This window comes from Desulfatitalea alkaliphila (assembly GCF_022968795.1).
GTDB classification, from domain to species: domain Bacteria; phylum Desulfobacterota; class Desulfobacteria; order Desulfobacterales; family Desulfosarcinaceae; genus Desulfatitalea; species Desulfatitalea alkaliphila.
Genome location: NZ_JALJRB010000015.1, coordinates 49,781 through 69,547, shown reverse-complemented (window position 1 = coordinate 69,547; position 19,767 = coordinate 49,781). Strand labels below are relative to the sequence as shown.

17 protein-coding genes are annotated in these 19,767 nt (G+C 62.5%); 9 read left to right on the top strand and 8 right to left on the bottom strand.

Annotation, left to right across the window (positions count from 1 at the left end):
* Nucleotides 1-53 precede the first annotated feature (53 nt).
* Genes MRX98_RS13590 through MRX98_RS13580 form a run of 3 tightly spaced genes read right to left on the bottom strand, consistent with a single transcriptional unit; the run spans nt 54 to nt 4,687 of the window.
* The gene (locus MRX98_RS13590) at nt 54-884 is read right to left on the bottom strand and encodes a polysaccharide deacetylase family protein (RefSeq protein ID WP_246909902.1); all 831 of its coding nucleotides are present in this window, start codon (nt 882-884) and stop codon (nt 54-56) included.
* Nucleotides 881-3,970, bottom strand: a complete 3,090-nt coding sequence (locus tag MRX98_RS13585; protein ID WP_246909899.1) for a methyltransferase domain-containing protein — start codon at nt 3,968-3,970, stop codon at nt 881-883. Before MRX98_RS13585 ends, MRX98_RS13590 begins: the two co-directional genes overlap by 4 nt.
* A gap of 12 nt (nt 3,971-3,982) precedes the next feature.
* Nucleotides 3,983-4,687, bottom strand: a complete 705-nt coding sequence (locus MRX98_RS13580; RefSeq protein ID WP_246909896.1) for a glycosyltransferase family 25 protein — start codon at nt 4,685-4,687, stop codon at nt 3,983-3,985.
* Nucleotides 4,688-4,897: 210 nt separating this feature from the next.
* Between MRX98_RS13580 and MRX98_RS13575 the strand changes: the two genes are divergently transcribed.
* From MRX98_RS13575 to MRX98_RS13565, 3 genes are all read left to right on the top strand, one after another.
* Complete coding sequence (locus MRX98_RS13575; RefSeq protein ID WP_246909894.1) at nt 4,898-6,343, top strand: B12-binding domain-containing radical SAM protein; 1,446 nt, start codon at nt 4,898-4,900, stop codon at nt 6,341-6,343.
* 258 nt (nt 6,344-6,601) lie between these two features.
* The gene (locus tag MRX98_RS13570; protein ID WP_246909891.1) at nt 6,602-7,561 is read left to right on the top strand and encodes a TAXI family TRAP transporter solute-binding subunit; all 960 of its coding nucleotides are present in this window, start codon (nt 6,602-6,604) and stop codon (nt 7,559-7,561) included.
* A gap of 29 nt (nt 7,562-7,590) precedes the next feature.
* On the top strand, nt 7,591-9,801 hold the full coding sequence (locus MRX98_RS13565; RefSeq protein WP_246909887.1) for a TRAP transporter permease: 2,211 nt from the start codon (nt 7,591-7,593) through the stop codon (nt 9,799-9,801).
* 96 nt (nt 9,802-9,897) lie between these two features.
* Here the strand turns inward: MRX98_RS13565 and MRX98_RS13560 are convergent, their stop codons facing one another.
* Genes MRX98_RS13560 through MRX98_RS13540 form a run of 5 tightly spaced genes read right to left on the bottom strand, consistent with a single transcriptional unit; the run spans nt 9,898 to nt 13,683 of the window.
* Nucleotides 9,898-11,163, bottom strand: coding sequence for a B12-binding domain-containing radical SAM protein (locus MRX98_RS13560; RefSeq protein WP_246909884.1), 1,266 nt, complete (start codon nt 11,161-11,163; stop codon nt 9,898-9,900).
* A 23-nt stretch (nt 11,164-11,186) separates the two neighbouring features.
* Nucleotides 11,187-11,876 (bottom strand): DUF3261 domain-containing protein, encoded by a 690-nt coding sequence (locus tag MRX98_RS13555; RefSeq protein WP_246909866.1) that lies wholly within the window; start codon nt 11,874-11,876, stop codon nt 11,187-11,189.
* Complete coding sequence (locus tag MRX98_RS13550; protein ID WP_246909863.1) at nt 11,873-12,481, bottom strand: outer membrane lipoprotein carrier protein LolA; 609 nt, start codon at nt 12,479-12,481, stop codon at nt 11,873-11,875. Before MRX98_RS13550 ends, MRX98_RS13555 begins: the two co-directional genes overlap by 4 nt.
* Nucleotides 12,478-13,218, bottom strand: coding sequence for a 3-oxoacyl-ACP reductase FabG (gene fabG / locus MRX98_RS13545; RefSeq protein WP_246909860.1), 741 nt, complete (start codon nt 13,216-13,218; stop codon nt 12,478-12,480). The genes MRX98_RS13550 and fabG overlap by 4 nt, the downstream gene beginning before the upstream one ends.
* 39 nt (nt 13,219-13,257) lie before the next feature.
* Nucleotides 13,258-13,683: a hotdog family protein gene (locus tag MRX98_RS13540; RefSeq protein ID WP_246909848.1), complete on the bottom strand. Its 426-nt coding sequence runs from the start codon at nt 13,681-13,683 to the stop codon at nt 13,258-13,260.
* Nucleotides 13,684-14,127: 444 nt separating this feature from the next.
* Here MRX98_RS13540 and MRX98_RS13535 point away from each other — a divergent pair, with 444 nt between their 5' ends.
* From MRX98_RS13535 to MRX98_RS13510, 6 genes are all read left to right on the top strand, one after another.
* On the top strand, nt 14,128-14,394 hold the full coding sequence (locus MRX98_RS13535) for a phosphopantetheine-binding protein (RefSeq protein ID WP_246909845.1): 267 nt from the start codon (nt 14,128-14,130) through the stop codon (nt 14,392-14,394).
* A complete protein-coding gene (locus MRX98_RS13530) occupies nt 14,391-16,559 on the top strand; it encodes a beta-ketoacyl synthase N-terminal-like domain-containing protein (protein WP_246909842.1) in 2,169 nt (722 codons plus the stop codon). The genes MRX98_RS13535 and MRX98_RS13530 overlap by 4 nt, the downstream gene beginning before the upstream one ends.
* A complete protein-coding gene (locus tag MRX98_RS13525; RefSeq protein WP_246909829.1) occupies nt 16,556-17,905 on the top strand; it encodes a lipid biosynthesis B12-binding/radical SAM protein in 1,350 nt (449 codons plus the stop codon). The genes MRX98_RS13530 and MRX98_RS13525 overlap by 4 nt, the downstream gene beginning before the upstream one ends.
* An 87-nt stretch (nt 17,906-17,992) precedes the next feature.
* A complete protein-coding gene (locus MRX98_RS13520) occupies nt 17,993-18,382 on the top strand; it encodes a 3-hydroxyacyl-ACP dehydratase FabZ family protein (protein ID WP_246909821.1) in 390 nt (129 codons plus the stop codon).
* 5 nt (nt 18,383-18,387) lie between these two features.
* Nucleotides 18,388-18,663 (top strand): phosphopantetheine-binding protein, encoded by a 276-nt coding sequence (locus MRX98_RS13515; RefSeq protein WP_246909789.1) that lies wholly within the window; start codon nt 18,388-18,390, stop codon nt 18,661-18,663.
* Complete coding sequence (locus MRX98_RS13510) at nt 18,663-19,763, top strand: radical SAM protein (RefSeq protein WP_246909786.1); 1,101 nt, start codon at nt 18,663-18,665, stop codon at nt 19,761-19,763. The genes MRX98_RS13515 and MRX98_RS13510 overlap by 1 nt, the downstream gene beginning before the upstream one ends.
* Nucleotides 19,764-19,767 lie beyond the last annotated feature (4 nt).

Below are 19,767 nucleotides of genomic sequence, written 5' to 3'. Positions count from 1 at the left end.
AAGTCGCACCTTTCCAGTAAATGTCGCTGCAACGGCGCACGGGCCAGGGGAATTCAGCTCCCTCGGCCCGCGCGCCGTTTCACCATCACCGGCCGTTGGATCAATTGCGCCAGGGGCACGACGGTCAACCCCCGGCCGGCGATGCCGGCCGGCAGGCGGTTGAGTTCGCGACGCCACTGCGCCCAACGGCGGGGATCCGCGGGCCGGGTGTCGTGGAGCAAAATGATGTCGCCGGGGCGCAGCCGCCGGATGATGCGGCGGCTGAGGTGGGTGAGCCTGCGGTTGCCCCAATCGCCGGCGCGGCGGTTGAAGTTGACCACGAAAAGGGGGGTGCCCTGGATGGCGGCCGGTAGACGGGGATTGGTGATGCCCACCGGTGGGCGGAAGGCCAGGGGGGTGATGTCGAACCGCTGCAGAATCCTTTGCGTGGTGAGGATCTCCTTGCGCAGCCGGTGGACGCTTTTGAGCATGATGAAGTTGTCGTGCCGGCAGGAGTGGTTGCCGATGGTGTGGCCCTGGTCGAGGATGTCCTGAATCAGTGCGGGGTGACGCAGGGCATTGCGGCCGGTGACAAAGAAGGTGGCCCGCATTCCGTGCCGCGCCAGCAGCTCCAGCAGCAAGGGCGTGGTGGCCGGATCCGGGCCGTCATCGAAGGTGAGCGCCACTGTTTTGCGATCAGCGCTGCCGCGGCTGACGACGGGTAGAAAAAAGGGCAGGGTGGGGCAGAAGGGGGCGACGACGCACAACAGCACAAAAAGGGTCAGGGGCACGGTGGCCCAGGTGGGCTCCATCAAGGCAAGCAAAAAGGCGGCGCCGAAAGCCGTCAGACCGGTGCCTTCGGCCTGCGAGAGCACCCTGCGTCCCCCGCGGGGGGCGCCTTTCATGGTTGTTTTGCTCCGGCCGCCGTCGGCGTTTCGGCCGGGCGGAGGGCGATCACCCACGCCAATTCAGGGTTGTCGCCGGAAGGGGCGATCTGTTGGATCGTAAACCCCGCGGCTTGCACCATCCTTGCAGCCATTGCGGCGGGGCGGTGGTGTGCGACGATGCCGGCCATCTTCATGCGCAAGGCGTCCAGGACCCAGTGAAATGAAGCGCGGGTGCCGTCGGGCGGCACCACGGTGCGGATCAGCAGCAGCCCTTGCGGCGCCATATGGCGGTGCAAACGCGCCAGGGTTCGGTGCAGGGTGGGCGCATCTAAAAAGTGGATCACATCCAACAGCAAAACCATTTCGGCGGGTTCGGCTGGCGGCGGCCAGTGGGGGGCGTCGGCAGAGGTCACCGTGCCGCGCTCGCCGAACACCCGCGCGGCCACCCGTGCCCGTTCGGGATCGGGATCGATGGCATGGATATGGGCCGATGCGAACCGTTCCAGCATCCAGCAACCCGGGACACCATAACCGCAGCCGATATCCAGCACCGTGCGCGGCGGTCGCGCATCTTCCAGGTGAGATGCCAGTTCGCAAAACAGCATATCGTGGCGCAGCTTGAAGCGGGCGAACAGGCGCGGGTAGGGTTCCAGCGGCCGATAACGGCGCAGGATGCGTTGGGCAATGGTGGTCGCGGTGCCGGGTGCGTCCGTCGACCGGTGCTGTAGATGGTGGGCCAGCATGGGCGGCAACAGTACGAAGGCGCCGATCAACGCATAGCCGATGCCCAAAAGGGAGGTGATGCCGGCGCTGTAGAGCAGCTGGTGCTCGGCCAGACACAGCACGCCGAAACCCAGCAGGGTGGAGCAGGCCGCCATGAGCACTGCCATGCGGATGCGTTCGAAGCCGGGATCCGCAAAGCCACCGTAACGTTGGTAGGCGCGCACCAGCAACAAGGCGTAGTCGGTGCCCATGCCCAGAACGACGATGGCCAGCATCAGCCCCGGGATGTCCAGGGGATGGCCGATGAGATTGAGGGTGCCCAGGGTGCAGACCAGGGCGAACAGCAGTGGTGCCAAGGTGATGGCGGTCAGTTTCAGATCGAAGAAGAAAAAGAAGATCAGCAGCGCCACGCTGAGACCGACCACCGCCAGCATCTTGATGAAGGTGGTGAAGAGCAGCTCCCCGAGGGTGCGGGAAAAGAAAACGGGATCGAACAGCTTGGCCAAGTCACCGTAGCGGTCATGGAACCGCTCGGGATCATGGCGTGGTCCCGCGGTCAGGGTGGCGAACTGCATCCAGGTGCCATCGGCGCCGGCCACGATGCCCATCAGGTCGTGAAAGGCGGCGGGCACGGCCGCGGACGGCGGGGGGGCGGTCCTTTCCAGGGTGGTCAGAAACGGTGTGAAGGCCCCCGGCGCGAAACCCAATGCCCCACCTTGCTCCGCCAGGGCGGCGCGCACCGTCGCCCGGCGTTCCGGGGTCCAGAATTCGCGCCAGGCACGGAAGTTTGCCGCGCGGCGGCGTTCGCCGGGAAACAGCATGCCGGGCAGAAAGCCCTCGGCCAGCCGCTGTTGGGTCAAATCCTCCTGGAACAGTGTCAGCAACCGGTCGCCAATGGCCTGCAAGGCAGCGGGATCAGGGGCGGTGGTCATCACATAGATGCGTTCGAACACGCCGCCGCCCCACACCCGGTCCATCAATGCCTCGGCGGCGGCTGTTTCCGGCCCCACGGTGTTCATGCGGCCCAGGCCGGTATCGAAAACGGGTTTGGCGAAAAACAGCATTCCCAGGGCAAATGCCAGGGCGGCCAGGGCCGTGCCCTTGCCCGCCGTGGGGATACGGTTCACCAGTTGCCACAACGGCAGCCGGCGTTGACGGGCCGGCGGCATCTCGGGGAAGATTTTGGGCAGCGCATAGTGCACGAAGAGAAAGGCCAAACCGATGCCCAGGGCGGCGAACTGCCCCAACTGGGCCAGTACCGGAAAGCCGGTCAGATTCAAGGCGGCGAAGGCGCCGATCGACGTCAGGGCGGCCACCAGGCCGATGGCCCAGATCTCCCGCGAGGCCCGTCGGCCGTAAGTGGTTTGGGTTTGATCCAGAAAGAGCAGGTAGGCGATGCCGTGATCCACGGTGATGGAGATCACCGCGCCGCCGAAGCCGATGGCCATGATGGAGATGGTGTCATGGACAAGGGCCAGAATGAAGAAGGCCGCCGCCGTGCCGGCCGCCGCCGGCAGGAAAGCGAACAGACCCAGCAAAGGTCTGGGGAAGGCGATCAGCAGCAGCAGGGCGATACCCAGAGTCGCCAAGCCGATGGCCTTTTGCACGTCCCGCCGCGCGATGCGCTCATTGTCCAATGCGGCGCGGTAGGCACCCATGGGTGTCAAGGCGACGGGTTCGGTGTCTGCGGTGCGCAGGGCCACTTCATCGGCCAGGGTTGCCAGAAAGGTTTCCAGGCGCAGGGCAAAGGCGGTGTCCGCCCCCGGTTGGGTGGGCGTGGCCACCACCAGTAGATGCCGGCCGTCGCTGCTCAGGGGGCGTCCGTCAAGAAGATCGACGTCGCGGGTAGGCGCCAGATGGGCCAGACGCGCGAGAACGATTTCGCCCAAGGCCAGCGGGTCCCTGGAGATGCGCGAGGCCTGGCCGATGGCGTCCAGACCCAGCAGCTGATGCCGCAAGGCGATCAAACGGCTCTGGATTTGGTCGGGGGACAGCAAGGGACCGACCCGGGTCTGGAGCTCCTCGGCAGTGAACAATATCGGCAACTGCTCGGTCACATGAGTCAGCAGCTCGGGCATGAGGGCCTGCATCGCCGCCATGCCCACCTGGCGGAACAGGCCACTCTCCTGCAGGCGATTTTCCACATAGCGTGCGGTGCGGGTTAGCAGTTCGGGGTTGGGCGCGGCCACTGCCAGGTCGATGGCCATCTGGCCCTGCATGGGGTGATGCTGGAAAATGGCGCCGGCGTCGGCGATGGCCGGTGCATCCGAGGGAAGATAGCGGGTGATGTCGGTGTCGATCCGCGCGATCCACAAACCGGTGGCGACCAGGGCGCCGATGACCAACAGGGTGAGTAAAAACAAGGGGGTGTGGATTCGCATGGGGGCGGTTTCTCAGCGCATGGCCAGCAGGGTCAGCAGAAGGACGACGCCGTGGGCGGCGAGGATGGACCAACGGTTGCGGTGGTAAAACGCATTGGCTTTCTGGAGGTTGCGCAATCCGCCCAGCAGGCGGCGGATTCGATCCAGCGGCAAATAGCGCAGGTTGTCCGAGCGGGAGGCGCTTTGAAAGGCCATTGCGGGGTGGACCACATAGCTGAGGGGGTCTTTCAGATCCCTCAAAAAATCGTCGTAGGGCACCCCCCGCCAGGGTTGTGGCACCAGCTGCCGGGCGAAATCGCGATGCACCGCATAGGCGTGGGTCAGGCTGCGATAACGAATCTGCAGCACATGGGAACAGACGGTGCGCCGGCTGCCTTTGACCATGCAGCCGAGGAAAAAGAGATGCCAGGTGGGAAGGGATGCCAGGAATGCCGTGGCGTCGCTCAGGCATTGATGGGAAAAGCGATCAAAAACCACATCGTCCTCGAAGATCATGATGCTTTCGGCGCCGTCGGCGAGCCCTTGCCGCATGCAGTGCAGGTGGGATTCATAGATGCCCTGCTCGCAATCCGTCGGGTGTTTGTCCACGATCACAAAGTCCACCCGCCGCGACAACCCCACCCGCTGGAACTGGACGCGGGCCTCCTGCCGTCTGTCGTTGCGTTCGGCCAGCGAAATGCAATAGATTTTATCGAAAAAATCCCAGGGAGTATGCATGGTTCGTTCCATGGAAAAAACGCTTTCCCATGACCGGTTGCGAATGTATAACGAGTAGCGCCCCCTTTCTACATGGAGGCAGGGCAAAATTCAACCGCATTCCCGGTTCCGTCCGGATACCCCTTGCCCGACAGATACCGGTGCGGCAACGCGCATTACAAAAGGGGGTGGTGGCCGCACTGCACGGCCGCGCCCCGAGGACAATTGATCATGCGTATTGTTTTGGTACACCCGGCCGGCTCCAACTGGCTGGCCGGACGCAAGGACATGACGACCACGGCCAACCGTATGGCCCCCCTGGGGCTGCTTTCCATTGCCGCCTTTTTGGAACGGGAAGGCCATGCCGTGGCGGTGCACGATTGCATGGGGCCCGCGGCGCCCGTCGGCATCGATGCCAATGTGGCGCAAGTGTTGGCCCACGACCCCGACCTGGTCGGGTTTTCCGCCACCACATCCGGATTTTTGGACGGCTATGACATGGCCCGCGGCATCAAGGCGCGGCGGCCGTCCGTTGGGATCGTTTTCGGTGGGGTGCATGTGTCGGCCCTCGGGGCGCCGCTGCTGGACCAATTTCCGCACATCGATCATCTGTGCCTCGGGGAAGGCGAGCGCACGTTGGCCGAACTGGCCGCCGGATCAGCGCCGGCCGCCATCGACGGTTTGGCGTGGCGCGAGGGCGGCCGTGGCGTGCAGAACAAGGCCAGGGCCCACCTGCCCGAACTGGATGACCTGCCCTTTCCGGCCTACGAAAAGTTGGCCGGGTTTCCCAAAGGCTACCATCTGCCACTGTTCAGCTACATCCAAACCCCCGGCGCCACCATGGTGACCAGCCGCGGCTGCCCCTACCGGTGTTCCTATTGTGACCGATCGGTTTTCAAGCAGGGGTTTCGCTACAACTCGGCCGCCTATATTTACGCCCACATGAAATATTTGCGGGACCGTTTCGGCGTCCGCCACATCAACATTTACGATGACCTGTTCACCCTCAACCGGGAGCGGATCGAAACGCTGTGCACCTTGTTGACGGCCAAACCCCTGGGGCTGCATTTCAACTGCGCCGTGCGCGTCGGGCATGCGGATGACAACCTGCTGCGCATGCTCAAGGCGGCCGGCTGCCTGATGGTCTCCCTGGGCATCGAATCGGGCGACCCCGATCTGTTGGAAGTGCACAAACCGGGCGTCTACCTGGACGATGTGCGAGACACGGTGCGCCGCATCCAGGCCGCCGGGCTGCGGGCCAAGGGGCTCTTCATGATGGGCTTGCCGGGCGAAACGGTGGCGTCGATCCGCAAAACCAGCGATTTCGTCCTCTCTCTGGGGCTGGACGATATGAACATGGCCAAATTCACGCCCTTTCACGGTGCGCCGGTGTGGCGGTCCATATTCGCGCAGGGAACGGTGAACGAGGATTGGCGCTTGATGAACTGCCTGAACTTCGTTTTCGTGCCGCGGCAGATCGGATCGTTGGAACGCTTGGATCAGCTCTACAACACCCATGTCAAGCGGTTCTACTCCGACCCGGGCTGGCGTCGCCGATTTCGCCGGCGCATATGGGAGCACCGCCGCAGTTTGTGGTTCATGGTGCGTCATCTGCCCGGGTTCCTGAGCGCCATGCGCAGCTTCGAGCCGGCCAGGGAAACAGCGGAGCCCCGATAGTGGCGCAAAGAAAAAAACGCCTTATAGTTTCTGAATGACAGTTGACACATGCCGTGCTTTTTGCCATACTCGAACGGTATGATCAACTTGCGGAATTTTATACCTTTTTAACGTGTGGCGTTTTCTGTCGGCACCGCAAGGGGTGGCTCGCCTAGCTTAGAAAACGAAGGCCGGGTCCCAATATCCACTATCCTCTTGCAGATAAACGGCAACCACATTTTCCCCCACCATTCAACCGAAAATCGAAAGGAGGCAGGTATGGCTTGGAAAAGAGTCGTTCTTGTAGCTTTGGTAATCGCGGCGCTGATCGTGCCGGTGCAACCGGCCATGGCCAAAACCGATGTGCTGTTCGGCGGTGCATCCATCGTGGGTGTTTACTACCAGGTGGCTTTGCAGATCAGCAACCTGATGAACCGGCACCGCGGCGATGACTACAACTACATCGGGCGCCCCACGGGCGGCTCGGTGTTCAATATCAACGCCATGGTGCGTGAAACCTTCGATTTCGGCGTGGCCCAGTCGGACCGCAACTATCAGGCCTTCAACGGGGTCGCCGATTGGGAAGGCAAGCCGGTCAAGAACCTGCGTAGCGTGTTCAGCATGCATCCCGAGACCGTGATGCTGGTGACCCGCAAGGACACGGGGATCAAGAAGGTTGAGGACATCAAGGGCAAACGGGTCAACATCGGCAATCCCGGCTCCGGCCAGCGGTTCAATGCCGAGGAGGTGCTTCGGATTTACGGCATCGATCCTTCCAGCGATCTGCGGGCCGAGAGCTTGCAGCAGCACGAAGCGTCCCGGGCCCTGGTGGACCGCAAGATCGACGCCTTCTTCTACACGGTAGGCAACCCCAGCGCGGCCATTGAAGAGCCGGCCCAGTCCGTGGACATCGTCATGGTGCCCTTGGATCATCCGGACATCAAGAAGATGGCGGAAGAGAAGCCGTACTACATTTTCACCAAAATTCCCGCCGGCACTTACAAGGGTGTGGACTACGACGTGCCCACCTACGCGGTGACCGCCACGGTCATCAGCCATGAAACGGTGGACGATCAGATCGTTTACGACATGGTCAAGACCGTTTTCGAGAATCTGCAACAACTCAAGGGTTCCCATGCCGCCTTCCGGCATCTGGATCCCAAGGAGATGCTGCAGGGGCTTTCGGCGCCTTTTCATCCCGGTGCCTTGAAATACTACAAGGAAAAAGGATGGATGTAAGCAAAACCGAATAGAGGAGAAAGGGGCCCATGGGCGGTGATGTTGCAAGTGCGGATCGCGGTGCCGACAAGCAGTCGGATGTGAAAAACGGCGCGAAAGAGGCCCAGCAGATTCTGGCCGGTGCGGAAGCGGGCGCCCGCAATCCCCGCAGCTGGATTGCATCCTGGGTGATCACCCTGATGTGCCTGGCCTGGTCCGGCTACCAGCTCTTCATCGCCTTTCGGCCCATCGACTCCCATGTGGCCAGGGCCTGGCACCTGGCCTTCGCCATGGCACTGGCCTTTCTGCTCTATCCGAGCTACAAACCTCATCGGCCGCCCTTCTGGATCCGGGGGCTGCGCAAGGTGCTGCCCCTGCGGTCCGGGCGGTCGATCATCACACGTATTCCCCTCCAGGATATCGTATTGGCGGTGGTCGGCGTCACCGCCGCCCTCTACATTTGGTGGGACTACAACCAACTGATCATGCGTCAGGGGTTGCCCAACACCACCGATATCGTGCTGGGCACCATCCTGATCGTTTTGCTGCTGGAGGCGGCCCGGCGCAGTCTCGGTCCGGCCCTGGCCACTCTGGCCGCACTGTTCATCCTCTACACCATAGGCGGTCCCTACCTGCCCGAAGTGCTGCGCCATCGCGGCGTCCCGCTGGATTTCATCATCAGCGACATGTATTTGACCACCACCGGTATTTTCGGCGTGCCCCTGGGCGTCTCCACCGATTTCGTGTTTTTGTTCGTGCTGTTCGGCTCCCTGCTGGACAAGGCCGGGGGCGGCAAATATTTCATCGATGTGGCCTTTTCCGCCCTGGGCACCTATCGGGGCGGACCGGCCAAAGCGGCGGTGTTGGCCTCCGGTTTGACCGGCCTGGTTTCCGGCTCCTCCATCGCCAACACCGTCACCACCGGCACCTTCACCATTCCTTTGATGAAGAAGGTGGGGCTGCCGCCCTACAAAGCCGCCGCCATCGAGGTGGCCGCCTCCACCAATGGGCAGTTGATGCCCCCCATCATGGGCGCGGCCGCCTTCATCATGGCCGAGATTCTGGGGATTCCCTACCTGGATGTGGTGCGGGCGGCACTGCTGCCGGCCCTGATATCCTACCTGGCATTGTTTTACGTGGTGCACATGGAGGCGCTCAAGCTGGGCGTGGCTGCCTTGCCGCGGGAATTGCTGCCGCTTTTCAAACGGACCTTCCTGCGGGGCATCCATTTTTTGATTCCCTTGGCGGTTTTGATCATCTACCTGGTCGTGTTGCGCCGTTCACCGGTGACCGCGGTGCTCCTGGCCATCGAATCCCTGGTGGTGATCATGCTCATTCAGCGGCCGATCACCCTCTATTTTTCGCTCACCTTGGCCCGCCGGTCCGGGACGCTGACGCAAGATGTCGACATGACCGTCGAATTGCGCAAGGCATTCGTGACAGGTCTCATGGATGTCTGGCAGGGTTTGATCGGTGGTGCGCGCAACATGATTTCCGTGGGCGTGGCCACCGCCACGGCGGGCATTATCGTGGGGGTGGTGACCATCACCGGGCTGGTGGGGCGCTTCATCACCCTCATCGACACCATCTCCATGGGCAACGTGGTGCTGATGCTGATCTTCACCGCCATGACCTGCCTGATCCTGGGCATGGGCATGCCCACCACGGCCAACTACATCATCATGGCCACCCTCACCGCCCCAGTCATCGTCACCCTGGGGGGCGACGCGGGCCTGGTGTTTCCACTGATCGCCGCTCATCTCTTCGTTTTCTACTTTGGTATTCTGGCCGACGACACGCCGCCGGTGGGGCTGGCGGCCTATGCCGGGGCCGCCATCGCCCGGTCCGATCCCATTCGCACCGGCATCCAGGGCTTCACCTACGACCTGCGCACGGCGATCCTGCCGTTCATCTTCCTGTTCAACAACGAACTGTTGATGATCGACGGTGTCACCGAGACGGGCGCCATTATCTGGCTGGACAATCCCGTCCGGATTATCTGGGTCTTCTTTTCCGGATTGATCGCCATGTTCGCCTTCGCCTCGTTTCTCCAGGGCCACCTGGTGGTGCATTGTAACATCCTGGAGCGGCTCATCTTGCTGGCCGTGGCCGCATCCACCTTCAAGGCGGCGGTCATCGAGTCCCACCTGCCCCTGGGGCCGACCACGATTCAAGCCATCGGCATCAGCGCTTACTTTGGTATGTACGCTTGGCAGAAGTGGCGGGTGAAAAGAAGAACACCGCCGGCTGCGGCGGCCTGAGCCGAGGCGGGCTGTGTGTCAGCCCGCCTCGCAGATGGTGGGTTGGACGCAAACAAGGTCCAGCAGCACCGTTTGCGCGATTCCTGAAATAGACGTTTATACCTCCAGGGGTCTTCCAAAAGCCCGGTCGCGCAGCTCCCCCCTGCGGGGCCGATAGGTGTTGTCGGCCATCTCTTTGCGGATCACCTGGGCAAACAGCTTGGACATCTTCATCTCCTGGGGCTCGTCCTGGTAGAAGGTGTCCCAGGCATAAGCGAGCAGCTCCTGGAGCTTCTCGGCACTCATGTGTTTGGGGTGGTAGACCACATTGTCGGCCGAATAGGCGTCCCAGTCGTAGGTGAAGATGCGTCCCGACCCGTGCAGGTCGTCCCACGCCTTGGTGTGGGGAAAGGGGGTCAGCACGGTGAATTCGGCCAGATCCAGTTCGATCTCCAACAGAAAATCGATCAGCCGTTTGATACTGTCTTCGGTGTGATCGTCCAATCCCAGCAGAATGGTGCCCTCCACCCCGATGCCATGATCGTGGTAGCGTTTGATGCGCTCGCGGATGTAGTTCGACGTATCGAAAACCGCCTGGTAGACATACCAGGCGCCCGCTTGGGCGGCCAGGTCCAGCACTTCGGGTTTGTCTTCGATGGGATGGCAGCACCACTTCTTCTTGAGGGGGATCATTTCGCGGAACAGGTCCATTTCCCAGGCGGTGTCCTGGGCCAGGGAGTTGTCGACCACGAACAGGCGGTTGTTGTCGATGGCGGCCATCTCGGCGATGGATTTGTCGATGGGCCGTGGTCGGAACCGGCGGCCGCCCAAATAGGCCACGGCGCAGGGGTAGCAGTGATAGCGGCAGCCGCGGGAGGCGTGCACCAGGTCCACCATCTGCACCCCTTTGTAGTTGTACAGATCCCGCTGCAGGATGTCCCGTCGGGCGGTGCCCACCATTTCGATGGGAGGGCGGTCTTCCAGATGGTCGTACACTTTCTGCAAGGCGCCGCGGCGCAGGTCATCCAACACTTTTTCCATGTGGCCCTCGGCTTCCCCCAGAAAGACGGCGTCGGCATGGGCCATGGTCTCTTCGGCATGCAGCATGGTGGCGATGCCGCCGAAGATGACGGGAACGCCCATGCGCCGGTAGGTATCGGCGATTTGCCAACCCCGCTTGACCTGGATGGTGAGCATCATGGAGATGGCCACCACGTCCGGCCGGTCATCGAAATCGATGGTTTGCAGGTTTTCGTCGATGAAATCCACGTCCACATCATCGGGCAGGGCGGCGGCGAAGACCACCGGGCCATGGGGCGGCAGATGGAATTCGGTTTGCCGCATCAGCTTGGACCATTGGGGATAGATCAGTTTGAGTCGCATGGTTTTCCTTTTCGATTGCTTGGCTATTGCGTGGATCGGCTGTCCAGGGGGACGGCTTCCATCAAGCTCATGTTGAGGCGGTATCCCTTGGCGCCATGGGCGCGCAGCTCCAGCCGGGAGGGAAAGCCTTGGGGGTGCCGGGCTTCGCTGCCATCGGGCAGGACCGTGCGGCGTGGCCGCCCGTCGGCGCCGTAGCGGCGGATTTCCCAGCGGCCGTCGGGCTGCACGACTACATCCTGGATGCCGTCCCCAAGGGGGTAGCGACAGATGCGGGCGCCGTCTTTTAAAAGACCGGATTGCGCCGGCGGCGCGGCGGGAGGGAAGAAGAGCAGCGCGATATCATCGATCAGCCCTTGGGCGAAGCCCGGCTGGTCCATCGGGGGGACCGCCTTTTTTACTTCAATGGCAGTACCATCATAACGGGCTTGAAACAGGACCATGCCTTCGAGGGTCAGCATGGCGCATTCGAAGGCCTGCGCAGCGGCGGAGATGCGGGTGATGCCGATCATCGTCTGGCGCGAGCCATCGGGCAGGTGGGCCTGGATGGCGTGGGCGAACTGCCAGTTGCCTTGGGGAAAGACGGCGGCGCAATCGGCTGCAAAATCGCCATTCGTGTCATCAGGTGGCAATGCAATGCGCGGCGGACCGGCGCAGGCCACGACCAGCAGCATGACAAGGATTGCCGTCATTATAGGAAAACGATGTTTGCTCATGGTGCCTCCTTGAAGATCGCCGCCTTCAAGTCCGGGTTGAGTTGCGTGCCTTCGAAAATCAAGCGGGTGAAGGCTTGCGGGCCCTCGTGGATTTCAACGCTTTCGATGGTCCCGGGTTGTGCGCCCAGTTGCAGCTCGATGCGCTGGATGAGCTCCTCGAAGGCCGCTTCGCGCGGGGTGAGCACAATCCGCCGTTCAGCGGTCAGGCGGGCATCGAAGGAAGGGTTGTCCTCGAAACGGCCGGACAGCCAGAGGCTGATTTCCTGCAACACGACCTGCATGGCTTCCAGGCCCGGTCCCCGTTCGGCGCGCCAGCCGGATGGATCGGCCACCCAGCGGGTGGTGCGGCCTTCGTGCATGATCAGAATGCTTTGCAACGGCGCCAGGTATTCCCAGCGCAGTGAGCGGGGCGTGCGAAAATAGAAACGTCCCTTGGAAACCAAAGGTTTGGCAAGGATCGGCAGGTGTTTCTCCTGAATGAAATCGGCCTGGATGGCCGTCACCGTTTCAGCCGCCGTGCGGATCCCGTCCCATGAATCGGCCCACCCGACACACAACAGGGCAAACAACGGTAAAAGCAGGTGCAGCGCTTTGAAACGGCTCAAAACATACCGCCGTTGACGCTGATGACCTGGCCGGTCAAGTAGGATGCATCCTCCGAGCAGAGAAAACGCACCACCCGGGCCACCTCCTCGGCCTTGCCGAGGCGGGCCATGGGGATCATCGATTTTATCTTTTGCACCGGTGCGTCATGGATCATGTCGGTCTGGATCAACCCCGGCGCCACCACATTGACCCGGATGCCGAGCCGGGCCACTTCGGCGGCCACCGATCGGCTGGCGCCGATCAACCCCGCCTTGGCGGCGGCGTAGTTGGCCTGCCCGCGATTGCCCATGATGCCCGCCACCGAGGCGATGGAGACCACCGACCCCCGTTTGTGCACCACCATTTTTTCGAGCACGGGCCGTGTGACGTTGTAAAACCCCTGCAGGGTGGTGTCGATCACGCCGCGCCATTTGTCCGGTGTCATCATTACGAACAGTTCGTCGGCGATGCGGCCGGCGTTGTTGATCAGGGCGTCCACCGATGCATAGGTGGCGAAGATGCGTTCAAGCGCGTCCTGGGTGGCCGCTTCCGCGGCCACGTCGAAACCGATGCACATGCCGCTGCCGCCCTGCTGCTCCACCTGCGCCAGGGTCTCCCGGGCACCTGCCTCATCTGAAAGATAATTGATGATCACCTCGTAACCGCAACGTGCCATCTCCACGCAGATGGCGCGGCCGATCCCCTTGCTGCCGCCGGTGACCAGCGCCACCGGTTTGTTGCCGGCTGAATCTTGCATATGTCGATCCTTTGCTGAACAGTCGATCCTGCCGCCTGATTATTTGGCCTGCATCAGTTGCAGCGTGATTTCAGCGGCTGTTTGGTTGTCGATGCGGACGGTGCCGTGCACCTCCCGAAAGTTTTCATAGGCAAAACCATTTTGCGTTGCAACCACTATTTGGGTGCCCGGTGCAATGCGGTCGATCATCAAACGGGCCCGTTTGACGCCCACGATCCAGCCGCGCTGGTGGCCGCCGCCGTTTCGTTTGCGCAGCGCCAATCCGTTGTTGACGCCGGCGGTCTGGGCCACCAGCTCGATGAGGATCAAGCCGCTGATGCCCTCGGAAGTGCCCAGGGGCCATTGTGCATCCGCGGTGGACCGGGTGACCGCGCCTTGCTCGTCGAAGCAGAGCACTTCCCCGATCAACAGCATGGGTTTGCGGTGGGGCAACACCATTTCGAGGGTCAGGGGTGACGTCGGCATAGGGTATGGTCCGTTGCGGCATAACGGTTTAAAAACAAGCACACGCATAGCACAGTAAGGTTGCGCGGCATCATGTGCGGTGTGGGATGGTACTATAAAACACAATGGCTGTCCATGACCCCGCGCGCCACCGGGAAAGTTCATTGTATAATCCTGTGACAATCGAAATCGGGATCGAAATCGAAAAAATTCAGGTACTATGGTCACCGGATTAAAGAGAATAGATCCCGATCCCGATAGCGATTTCGATTTCGACAAGAAGATGCTCGATCAACTTCGGGTGGTGATCGCGGATTGCTTGCAGCGGTCCCGGTTTTAGGGGTGGACAGGGTTCATGTGAACCTGATAATAAAACCGATCAGCCCGGTGACACCTATTGATGCATTGTCATGCTTAAAAGGTGCCGGCCGGTGCAATTCATAGGGGTGGGGTAACCAACGAATTATGGAACATTTGATCGAAGAGCTGAAAGTCAAAATTGTCGACATATTGAATCTGCCGGATGTAACACCGGCGGATATCCAGACCGACGCCCAATTGGTGGGAGGCGAGCTGGGCATCGACTCCATCGATGTGCTGGAGATGGTCATCATGATCGAGAAGGATTACGGGGTGGCCATCAACAACAAGGAGCTGGGCGCCAAAGTGTTTGCCACCCTCGGTACCCTCGCGGCCTATATCCAGGAACACGCTTCGGAGCTGCCCAATTGAGTGATGTCCCGGTGACCATTGCCGGCATGGGAGTGGTCAGCGCGTTGGGAACCGGTGCGGAGCGGACCCTGGCGGCATTGCGCGGCGGGGAATGCGGCTTGAGCGGCTTGACGCTTTTCGTGGCGCCTGCCGGCCAAGTGCTGCCCGTGGGGGCGGTCCGAGGGTTCGATATGCAAGACCAGGCCTTGCCCCGCACCCATCGGTTGGCGCGGATTGCGGCCGCGGAGGCCTTGGCCGGCAGCGACGCGGCGCCCGATGCCATTGTGTTGGGCACCACCACCGGCGGCATTCTGACCACAGAATCCCTTTTGCAAAACCATTGCACCGACCCGCGGGCCTACCGTCATCATGGCCTCGCCACGGTGGCCGAGGATCTGGCCCGCCAATGGGGGTGCACCGGGCCGGTGCTCACCGTTTCCACCGCCTGCTCGTCGGGGGCCGTGGCCCTCAAGTTGGCCCTGGAAATGTTGCGTTGCGGCATGGCGCGACGGGTCCTGGCCGGCGGCGTCGATTCCTTGTGCCGTTTGACCTATTTCGGCTTCAAGTCCCTGCAGCTGATCGACCCGGCGGGCGCACGGCCCCTTGACCGTGAGCGGCGCGGCATGTCGGTGGCCGAAGGCGCGGCTTTGCTGCTGCTCAGTGCCGATGCCGCCGCTGACGGGGTATGCCTGCTGGGTGCCGGTCTCTCCTGTGACGCGCACCATGCCACCGCGCCCCATCCCGAGGGAGAAGGCGCTTTGGCCGCCATGACCGCCGCCCTGGCCGATGCCGGCTTGACGCCTGCGCAAATCGACTACATCAATCTGCATGGCACCGGTACGCCGGACAACGACTTGGCCGAGGGCCGGGCGGTGCACCGGTTGTTCGGCCGGCAGCCGCCCCCGCTGTCTTCCATCAAAGGGGCCATGGGGCATCCCCTGGCCGCAGCAGGGGCCATCGAGGCGGTGGTGGCGGCGCTGTGCATCCGCAACGGCCTGCTGCCTGGCAACGTGGGGTATGGCACGCCGGATCCCGAATTGGGTATTTCGCCGGTCACCGCACCCCGTTCGGCACCATTGAAGACCGTTATGTCCAACTCTTTCGGTTTCGGCGGCAACAACGCGACGGTGATCGTGGGTCGCGCCGCCGGTGCCGCTGCGGTGGCGGCACCCTCGGTCGTCACCGCGCCGCTGTCGGTGCAAGGCGCCGCCTGCATCACCGGCGCCGGTCATGGACCGGCCAGCCTGGAGGCCTTGTTGGCGGGCAAGGAGTGCGCCGGTTGTCTCGATGAACAGACCCTGTCCGAGGCGTTGCCGCCACGGGTCATCCGTCGCTTCAAGCGGTTGCCCCGCATGGCGCTGTCCCTGGCGATGAATGCCTGCCGGGATCTGGCGCCGGAGCGCATGCCGACGGCGGTGAGTATCGGCACCGCCTGGGGCGCCCTTTCCGAAACCCATGCCTTTTTGCAGCGATTGGCCGAGACCCGGGGGCAGTATCCGTCGCCCACTGATTTTGTCGGGTCGGTGCACAATGCGCCGGCCGGTCAGATTGCCATGCAATTGGGTATCAAAGGCGCCAATGTGACCACCTCGGGCGGCGACCACAGTTTCGAGCAGGCGTTGCTGGCCGCCGACCTGCTGACACGACGCTCCGCGGATGCGGTCTTGGTGGCCGGCTTGGATGAACACCATCCGCAACTCTCGCCCCTGCTGGCGCCCGCGGCACGGCCGGACCCGCCGGCGGCCGACGGCGGCGGCGCCCTTCTGTTGCGGCGTGAACCGGGCGGCAACGCGCCGATGCTTCAACTGCTGGCCTATCGCAGCGGTGATGGCGCCGGGACCGGGGCCGACTTGGTGGGCCTGCTGGGCGGCGCCGATGTCGTTCACAACAATTACGGCGCAATCTTGGTCGGGATGCCGGCCCGGGCCTATGCAGTGGCCGAGGCCCAATGGGCGGCTTTCCGGCAGGCCAGCGGTTTTGATGGACCAATGGTGGATTACCGACGCTTGACCGGGGAATTCGGCACCGCTTCGGCCGTGGCCGCCGTGATGGGGGTCGCCATGGTGCGCGCTGGCGCGGTGCCCGCAGCTCTGGCCGGTGGTGCCCCTTGCGCCCTGGCGGGCAAGGCGGTGCTGTTGCTGGGACTGGGCGATGGCGTGAGCGCCGTGGGGATCCGGCTGCCATGAAGGTGTTGCTGCTATCGGCCAATACGGTGCGCGAGCCCTACCCGGTTTATCCGCTGGGGTTGGACTATGTGGCCGGGGCCATCGCCGCCGATCACACCGTCAGGGTGCTGGACATGAACCGGTTGCCCGAGGGCCTTACCCTGGAAGATGCCGTCGGCGCCTTCGCGCCGGAGGTGATCGGCCTTTCCCTGCGCAACATCGACAACACCGATATCACCGACCCCAGGGGCTACATTCCCGGCTACCGCGACTTGGTGGAAAGGGTGCGGCGCTGCTGCAATGGCCCCGTCATTTTGGGCGGCAGCGGTTTCACCCTGTTTCCCCGCGAGATCATGGACGCCTTGGCGGCCGATTACGGCATCGTGGGCGAGGGCGAGCGGTTGGGATTGCTGCTCGATGCCCTTGCCAACGGGCAAGACCCCCTGGCGGTGCCGGGGGTGATCGTTCGCGGCGGCCGGCGCGGTGCCCCGCCGCCATTGGCGGGCGCAGGGGCGCGGCGCTTCGACCCCGATGCAGCGCACACCGATTTCTACTTGCGCAACGGCGGCATGCTCAATCTGCAAACCAAGCGGGGTTGCCCCTTTCGCTGTGTTTACTGCACCTATCCGCGCATCGAGGGGCGGCACATGCGTTGCGAACCACCCGAAATCATCGGCCGCATCGCCCGGCAGCTCCAGGAGGCCGGCGCCAAATATATTTTTCTCACGGACTCGGCCTTCAATGCCGATATCCCCCACAGCCTGGCCGTCGGTCAGGCCCTGCGGGATGCGGGGGTGACCATTCCCTGGGGCGGGTTTTTCGCGCCCACGGCGCTGCCCGACGGCTATTTCGACACCCTGGCCGGATGCGGCTTGCGCCACGTGGAGTTCGGTACCGAGGCGTTCTGTGACGCGGTGCTCAAGGCCTACGGCAAACCGTTTCACACCGATCAGGTCAAGGTGGCCCATAAAGCCGCCGTGGCGGCCGGACTGCATGTGGCCCACTATTTCCTGTTCGGTGGTCCCGGCGAAACGGCGCAAACGGTGGCCGAATCGTTGGAGCGTATTGACAGGTTGGAAAAATGCGTTCTATTCCTCTTTGCCGGGATGCGCATTTACCCTCATACGGACCTTTACCAACGGGCTGTGGCCGAGGCGCAGATCAGTACCGGCGACAACCTGCTCGAACCGGTGTTTTATCGCCCACCCGGCCTGGCCATGGACCATGTGATCACGCAGGTGACCGGGCACGCCCGACAGCGGGACAACTGGGTGGTGGGGGCCGGCGGGGAAAAGGTGGTTAAAATCATGGCCCGCATGTATCGGCGCGGTTTCTCAGGGCCGTTGTGGGAATACCTGGTCCGTTGAAACAGAGTGGCGTCACCGGGTGGATCGATTGCGGCGGTCGGTGCGAAGCGCCGTTGGGGGGAATGCAAAACAGGATTTACAATAAAAATGGCTGTGTGGTATCATCTAACAATTCGAACGCCTTATGATGCGCAATGCCCGTCGGCCGATGTGCACGTGCCACCGTCGTCCCCCTGGTTCAACGGCCATTTCCCCGGCCATCCGATTCTTCCGGGAGTTGCTCAGTTGGGAATGGTGCTGGATGTCCTCCGCCACGCTCGGGAAATGCCCCTGCGGGTGGTGGAGGTGAGTCGGGTGCGATTTAAGCAGATGGTGCTGCCGGACGATCACCTGGTGGTTACGGCCGAGGCCCGGCCGGGGAAAAACGACAATTACAGCTTTCGCATCAGCAAGGACGAAGTGCTGGTCTGCAGCGGCAACATGGTGGTGGCGGCGGCCGGCGCCAAAGAGGCAAAAGATTCTGCTAAAGGAGAATAACAGGCATGGCGGTGGTAACAACTGATCTGGACCGGATGATTCGCGATATCGCCCGAATCATGATTGAGGAACTGAAGCTGGAGGATGTCACGGCCGAAACCTTCGACCCCGACATCGACCTGGTGGACGAGGTGGGCATCGACAGTATGGATTTGGCCACCGTGGCCCTGGTGCTGCGGGACCAATATGCCGTGCGCATCGACGAGGACGATTATCCCAAGCTGACCACACTGCGCCTGATTTCGGAATACATTTACAAGAAACGGACAGCCGAGGCGTAATGGTGGAACAAAATGAGGCCGCGCCTTCGGCCGAAGGGGCCGGGGGCGCCGCAAGGCAATGGAAGTTCTCCGAGTTGATCGCCGATGCGGCGGTGCGTGAGCGGTGGGAGAAGGTGCGGCAGTACTTTTTTCTGCGCGAATCCACCTATGACATGACCCACCGTTGCAACATACGCTGCGACGGATGCTACTATTTTGAGGGCGAAAAGCAGCACGCCCGGGAAGTGTCGGACCCTGAAGCCTGGCGGGCCCTGATGCAGTCCGAGAAGGCGCGCGGTATCACCTATGTGGTGCTGGCCGGTGCCGAACCCTCCCTGGTGCCCGAGCTGCTGACGGTTTGCCATGAGCAGATGCCCCTGGGGGCCATCGCCACCAACGGTTTGCGCAAGATTCCCGCGCAGGTGGGATACAAGATCCATATCTCCGTGTGGGGCAACGACCGCACCAGCGAGCGCATCCGCAACGCCAAGCACATGTTGCAGCGGCAGATCGAAAACTACCGCGACGATGCCCGGGCGGTGTTCGTCTACACCTTCACGCCCCACAACATCGAAGAAGCCGAAGAGGTCACCCGGCAGTTGGCATCCCAAGGGTGTAAAATCACCTTCAACGTCTTCTCTTCGCCGGTGGGCTACACGGGCACCTTGCGCCACACGGAAGATTCCCTGCGTCGGACGCGGCAGGCTATGCTGACCTTGTTGGCGAATCACCCCGACACCGTGCTTTTCTCGCCATACAATGCCGTGGCCCACACCCATCGCCTGGGGTTGCACGCCCTTTACGGTTGCTCATACCCGCGATGCAATCCTTCCACCGATATCGGCCTGGGACGTTCTTTCCGCCAGTACCGCACCGACCTGAACTGGGACCGCAGCGTCGCCTGCTGCGTACCCGACACCGATTGCGATGACTGCCGCCACTACGCGGCCGGCAGCGCGGTGGTGACGGCGCGTCTGTTTCGCCATGCCACCGATCCGGATACCTTCAACGCGTGGCTCGATTATGTGGACACCTACCTGGCGGTGTGGGTCAGCGACTATCCCAAAGGAAACAACTTGTGCTCGGCCCCCGTATCACCACCGGGGTTCGCCCTTTTTTAGGAAG

Coding starts and splice junctions, on each gene's coding strand:
- fabG (WP_246909860.1), bottom strand. CDS start 13,218: ATGCAAGATTCAGCCGGCAACAAACCGGTGGCGCTGGTCACCGGCGGC.
- MRX98_RS13520 (WP_246909821.1), top strand. CDS start 17,993: ATGGCTGTGTGGTATCATCTAACAATTCGAACGCCTTATGATGCGCAA.
- MRX98_RS13565 (WP_246909887.1), top strand. CDS start 7,591: ATGGGCGGTGATGTTGCAAGTGCGGATCGCGGTGCCGACAAGCAGTCG.
- MRX98_RS13575 (WP_246909894.1), top strand. CDS start 4,898: ATGCGTATTGTTTTGGTACACCCGGCCGGCTCCAACTGGCTGGCCGGA.
- MRX98_RS13570 (WP_246909891.1), top strand. CDS start 6,602: ATGGCTTGGAAAAGAGTCGTTCTTGTAGCTTTGGTAATCGCGGCGCTG.
- MRX98_RS13515 (WP_246909789.1), top strand. CDS start 18,388: ATGGCGGTGGTAACAACTGATCTGGACCGGATGATTCGCGATATCGCC.
- MRX98_RS13560 (WP_246909884.1), bottom strand. CDS start 11,163: ATGCGACTCAAACTGATCTATCCCCAATGGTCCAAGCTGATGCGGCAA.
- MRX98_RS13510 (WP_246909786.1), top strand. CDS start 18,663: ATGGTGGAACAAAATGAGGCCGCGCCTTCGGCCGAAGGGGCCGGGGGC.
- MRX98_RS13580 (WP_246909896.1), bottom strand. CDS start 4,687: ATGCATACTCCCTGGGATTTTTTCGATAAAATCTATTGCATTTCGCTG.
- MRX98_RS13540 (WP_246909848.1), bottom strand. CDS start 13,683: ATGCCGACGTCACCCCTGACCCTCGAAATGGTGTTGCCCCACCGCAAA.
- MRX98_RS13555 (WP_246909866.1), bottom strand. CDS start 11,876: ATGAGCAAACATCGTTTTCCTATAATGACGGCAATCCTTGTCATGCTG.
- MRX98_RS13525 (WP_246909829.1), top strand. CDS start 16,556: ATGAAGGTGTTGCTGCTATCGGCCAATACGGTGCGCGAGCCCTACCCG.
- MRX98_RS13535 (WP_246909845.1), top strand. CDS start 14,128: ATGGAACATTTGATCGAAGAGCTGAAAGTCAAAATTGTCGACATATTG.
- MRX98_RS13590 (WP_246909902.1), bottom strand. CDS start 884: ATGAAAGGCGCCCCCCGCGGGGGACGCAGGGTGCTCTCGCAGGCCGAA.
- MRX98_RS13585 (WP_246909899.1), bottom strand. CDS start 3,970: ATGCGAATCCACACCCCCTTGTTTTTACTCACCCTGTTGGTCATCGGC.